At 70.5% G+C, this 5001-nt stretch carries 4 protein-coding genes and 1 pseudogene; 2 read left to right on the top strand and 3 right to left on the bottom strand.

The window, feature by feature from the left end; translation table 11 throughout:
• A pseudogene (locus tag FV222_RS17140) lies at positions 1-257 on the bottom strand (EcsC family protein); the annotation flags it as partial.
• Positions 258-267: 10 nt separating this feature from the next.
• A complete protein-coding gene (locus FV222_RS17135; protein WP_147815240.1) occupies positions 268-1716 on the bottom strand; it encodes an AmpG family muropeptide MFS transporter in 1449 nt (482 codons plus the stop codon).
• Positions 1717-2015: 299 nt separating this feature from the next.
• Here FV222_RS17135 and FV222_RS17130 point away from each other — a divergent pair, with 299 nt between their 5' ends.
• Together FV222_RS17130 and FV222_RS17125 are read left to right on the top strand one after the other, a co-directional pair.
• Complete coding sequence (locus FV222_RS17130) at positions 2016-3104, top strand: PAS domain-containing protein (RefSeq protein WP_147754375.1); 1089 nt, start codon at positions 2016-2018, stop codon at positions 3102-3104.
• Positions 3101-3523 carry a response regulator gene (locus FV222_RS17125; protein ID WP_210246520.1) on the top strand — a complete coding sequence of 141 codons (423 nt, stop codon included), beginning with the start codon at positions 3101-3103 and terminating at the stop codon, positions 3521-3523. The genes FV222_RS17130 and FV222_RS17125 overlap by 4 nt, the downstream gene beginning before the upstream one ends.
• A gap of 7 nt (positions 3524-3530) precedes the next feature.
• Here FV222_RS17125 and mutS read toward each other — a convergent pair.
• Positions 3531-5001 (bottom strand): DNA mismatch repair protein MutS (mutS, locus tag FV222_RS17120; RefSeq protein WP_147815238.1); only part of this gene is annotated, 1471 nt, incomplete at its 5' end.

Here is a 5001-nt window from a genome sequence, read left to right as displayed (position 1 = left end):
TTCAGGGCGACCCGCAGGGCGCCCCGCATCGCGGCCTCGGTCGAGCGTCCGACGGCCTCGGTCACGGGGGCCGGGAGCGACCGGCCGATCATGTCGAGGGGGGCGCCGGCCGCGGCCGAGAGCCTCGCGGCGAGGCCCGGCTGCTCCAGTGCGCGAACGGACCGGCGCAACGCCGCGAGGTCCGCCTCGCTCAAGGGACGCTCGATGGACTCGGTGGCGGCCGGAAGGACCTCACCGGTCAGCGCGATGTCGCTCATGCTTTCCTCCTCACGACCGGGTTCTCAAGGGCACCCCCGGCGAACCGGTAGGAAGCGGGACGGAGACCGGAGGGTTCCCGTCCCCCGCCGCGGCGGGTGTCGCCGCACTGTTGGGAACGACGGGTGCAGGCCGCCGGCTCGGGGTCCGGCCGACGGCGAGGCAGAGCAGCACCACCGGGATGCCGACCGCCGAGGTCATGACGAAGAAGGTCGGGTAGCCGAACGCGGCGACGATGTAGCCCGCGGTGCCCGCGACGAGCTTGCCCGGCAGCGCGTAGAGGGACGAGAACAGCGCGTACTGCGTCGCCGCGTAGCCCGGGGTGGTCAGGCTCGACATGTAGGCGATCAGCGCGATGCCGGCGAAGGAGCCGCAGAAGTTCTCGATCGAGATCGCCACCGTCAGCCGCCAGACCTCCGGCCCGCCGGTCGACAGCCAAGCGAAGGAGAGGTGCGAGGCGGCGGCGAGGAAGGCGCCGGCGAGCAGCGTTGGGAACATCCCGAACCGCGCCATCGCCCAACCGCCCGCGAAGCCGCCGGCGATGCCGACCCAGATGCCGTAGAGCTTGGTGACGGTGGCGATCTCCTTCAGGTCGAACCCCAGCGTCCGGTACAGCGGGCTCGCCATCACGCCGGAGACGAAATCCGGCATGCGGTAGAGCGCCACGAGGACCAGCACGCCCCACAGGGCCGGCCCCATCCGTTCTCGGAGCTCGACCAGGGGCTCGAGGACGGCCTGGCGGACCGACCACAGCCGCGTCCCGGCCGCCTTCGGCGTCGCGGCGGTCGCCGCGACATCGACGGTCGCGACCTCGGGCCGGCCGCGGTCGAAGGCGGGGGCGAGGAGGGCCGCGACCAGGCCGACGAGCATCAGCGCCGCCATCGCCAGGTACGCGAAGGTCCAGCCCTTGTCGGAGGCGAGGAAGAGGGCGCCGGCGCCCGCCGTGATCAGGCCGAGGCGGTAGCCAAGGTTCGAGGTCGCCGCGAGGATGCCCTGGAAGTCGGTGCCGGCGGCGTCGATGCGCCAGCCGTCGACGACCACGTCCTGGGTCGCGGCGCAGAAGGCGACGAGGAAGGCGCCGAGTCCGAGCAGCGCGAGGCTCGTCTTCGGGTCGGCGAAGGCCATCAGCACGAGGCAGATCGCCACCGCCACCTGGGTCGTCACCATCCAGGCGCGTCGGCGGCCGAGGCGGGCGCTCAGCACCGGCACGTCGATCCGGTCGATCAGCGGCGCCCAGAGGAACTTCAGGGAGTACGGCAGCGCCACGTAGCTGAACAGGCCGATCGCCTTAACGTCGATGTCCGAGAAGGCGAGCCGCAGGGTGAAGGTTCCGAGCACCAGGAGCAGCGGCAGCCCGGAGGAGAACCCGAGCGCCAGCATGAGGACGATGCGCCGATCCTCGACGAGGTCGCTGGCCCGCAGCCGTCGCGCGGGCTTGTCCGGTGCGGTGTCCGTGGCCATGCAATGGGAACTCCTTGACGCCAGTGAGCCTTGATCCGCAAGAATCGTGGCAGCCTTGCGCCGGCCCACGCGTCGCGGAACGTCCGGGCGCGGGGCGGCGGACGGATCATGGTCGATGTCGGCTTAACGCGACATCGCACATTTGCTTGGGTACAAGCGCGGGCGATCGGGAACCTTGCTCCCGCGGGTCTGTTCGGATGAGGCGAGCGTAGCCGCTCTCCTCGCACCGTCCGTCCGCGCGGGCCCAGCGCGGCGGCTCTCGATGCATCAAGGCTCCTCGCGTACCGATCGGTTACAGGATGATGGAGACCAGCGACCAGGCGGATTACCCGCTCGCTCCGGCGACGTTCGCGCGGGCGTTCGATTCGAGCCCGACACCGATGCTGCTCACGAACGCGGCCCACGACAACAATCCGATCGTTTGGGTCAACGAGGCGTTCCTAAATCTCACCGGGTACGGCCGCGACGAGCTGCTGGGGCGCAATTGCCGGATGCTGCAGGGAGCGGGCACCGACCGCTCCGAGGTCGCGCGCCTGCGCGCCGCGCTCGATGCGGCGGAGCCGATCGAGTGCGAGCTGCTGAACTATCGCAAGGACGGCACGGCCTTCTGGAACAGCATGACCGTCAACCCGGTGCGGAACGCCGACGGGCGGGTGACATTCTTCTTCGCCGCGCAGGCCGACATGACCGACAAGCGGTCGGTCGAGCAGGCGATGCGCGGCACCAACGACGAGTTGGAGCGCCAGGTCGGACAGCGCACCGCCGACCTGCAGGCCGCCCTCGAGCAAAAGACCGCGCTGCTTCACGAGGTCGATCATCGGGTCAAGAACAACCTCCAGGTCATTTCGTCATTGATGCTGCTGAAGGCACGGCGCACGCCCGAGGGCGAGGCGCGCGACGCGCTCTCCGGCATGGCCGAGCGCATCGGCGCGCTCTCGACCGCGCACCGGATGCTCTACTCGGCCGGCGACGTCACCAAATTCAACCTGTCGGACTTCACCGATGACTTCCTGTCGGACTTCAACGCCGGGCTCGATGCCGAGCGCACCAAGGTCGAGGCGCGGATCGATTCGATCGCGGTCTCCGCCGCCATGGCCGCGCCGCTCGCGCTGATGATCCACGAGTTGGCGAGCAACGCCGTCCGGCACGCGTTCCCGCAGAACCGGGTCGGCCGCATCGGTATCACCGCGCGACGCACCGAGACCGGCATGCACCTGATGATCGAGGATGACGGCGTCGGGATCGACGCCGGCCCGGTCAACCCGGCGGGCTTCGGCCGGAACCTCGTCGAGATGGTGGTGCGGCAGCTGCGCGGCACGATCACGTGGCGCGACCGCGGACCCGGCACCGTGGTCGAGATCGCGATTCCGCTGGCGGAGGACGCGTGATCGAACCGGCCCTGCGCATCCTCGTGGTCGAGGACGAGGCGCTGATCGCCCTCGAACTGGAATTCTTGCTCGACGACCTCGGCTACGTCACGGTCGGGATCGCGGCGAGCTCAGCCGAGGCGATCGCGCTGGGGCTGTCTACCGCGCCAGACGTGGCGCTGGTGGACATCCATCTCGTCGACGGGCCGACCGGCGTCGACGTCGCCCGGGCGCTCAGCGCCGACCCGCGCACGACGGTGGTGTTCATGACCGCCAACGCCAAGCGTATCCCCGACGATTTCGCCGGCGCCTTCGGTGTGATCGCCAAGCCCTATTCCGAGCGGGTCGTAGCGAGCACCCTCGACTATGTCGCCGGCTGCCGCGCCGGGCGTGTCCCTGCCCCGCCCTGCCCGGACGGTTTCTGTCGCGCACCCGAGTAAGTGCGCCTCAGCCGGCCGCGCGTTCGCGCTTAAGCCGATAGAGCGCCTCCATCGCCTCCCGCGGCGTCAACGCATCCGGGTCGATCGCATCGAGCAGGAGGCCGAGCCTGTCGTCCGCCTCGATCGCCGGTTCCGGAAGCGGCGGCGGCGCAAGGCTCGCGAATAACGGCAGGTCGTCGATGCGCGGGCGGCTTGGGCGCTCGCGCTCGGCCTTCTCCAGCCCCTTCAGGATCGCGCCGGCCCGCGCGACGACGGCGCTCGGGAGGCCGGCGATGCGCGCCACCTGCAGCCCGTAGCTGCGCTCGGCCACCCCTGGGACGACCTCGTGCAGGAACACGACGCCGTCGCGGTGTTCGGCGACCTTCAAGGTGGCGTTGTCGAGCCGCGCCAGGCGCTGGCCGAGGGCGGTCAGCTCGTGGAAATGCGTGGCGAACAGCGCGCGGCAGGCGTTCGCCTCGTGCAGGTGCTCCAGGCAGGCCCAGGCGATCGAGAGCCCGTCATAGGTCGCGGTCCCTCGCCCGATCTCGTCCAGGATCACCAAAGAGTGCCGTGTCGCCTGGTTGAGGATCGCGGCGGTCTCGACCATCTCGACCATGAAGGTCGACTGCCCGCGGGCGAGGTCGTCGGCGGCGCCGACGCGGGAGAACAGCCGGTCGACGCGGCCGATCCGGGCCTCGCGCGCCGGTACGAAGGCGCCGACCTGCGCGAGCACCGCGATCAGGGCGTTCTGGCGGAGATAGGTCGACTTGCCGCCCATGTTCGGGCCGGTGATCAGCCGGATGCGGCCGCGCCCCTCCCCCGAGAGGTCGCAATCGTTGGCGATGAAGGCTGTCCCGGACTTGCGCAGGGCCGCCTCGACCACCGGGTGACGGCCCTCCGCGATGACGAAGCTCAGCGACGCGTCGACCTGGGGCCGGCACCAGTCCAGCTCGACCGCGAGCTCGGCGTGGCTCGCGGCCACGTCGAGCGCAGCCAACGCCTCGGCGATGCCGCCGATCGCCTCCGCTTGCGCGACGATGCGGGCCGAGAGGTCGTCGAACACCGACGCTTCCAGTGCGAGCGCGCGGTCGGCCGCCCCAAAAATCTTCTGCTCCAGCGCGCCGAGCTCGACGCTGGTGAAGCGCATGGCGTCGATCATGGTCTGTCGATGCACGAAGTCGCGCATCAGCCCCTTCAGGCAGGCCTCGCCGACCGATTGCGGCACCTCGATGAAGTAGCCGAGCAGGCCGTTATGCTTGATCCGCAGGGTGCGGCAGCCGGTCTCCTCGGCATAGCGCGCCTGGAGCGCCGCCACGACCTTGCGCGAGTCGCTGCCGAGGAGGCGCGCCTCGTCGATCTCCGGATGGTAGCCGACGCGGACGTAGCCGCCGTCGCGCCGGTTCAGCGGCAGCTCGTCGGCCAAGCTGGCGCGCAGCGTCTCGACGAGGTCGCGGTCGGCGCGGGCGAGGATCTTCGCCAGCCGCGCCAGGTCGTCCGGC

It is taken from the genome of Methylobacterium sp. WL103, from assembly GCF_008039885.1.
Taxonomy (GTDB): domain Bacteria; phylum Pseudomonadota; class Alphaproteobacteria; order Rhizobiales; family Beijerinckiaceae; genus Methylobacterium; species Methylobacterium cerastii.
This window is presented reverse-complemented; position numbering and strand designations above follow the sequence as displayed.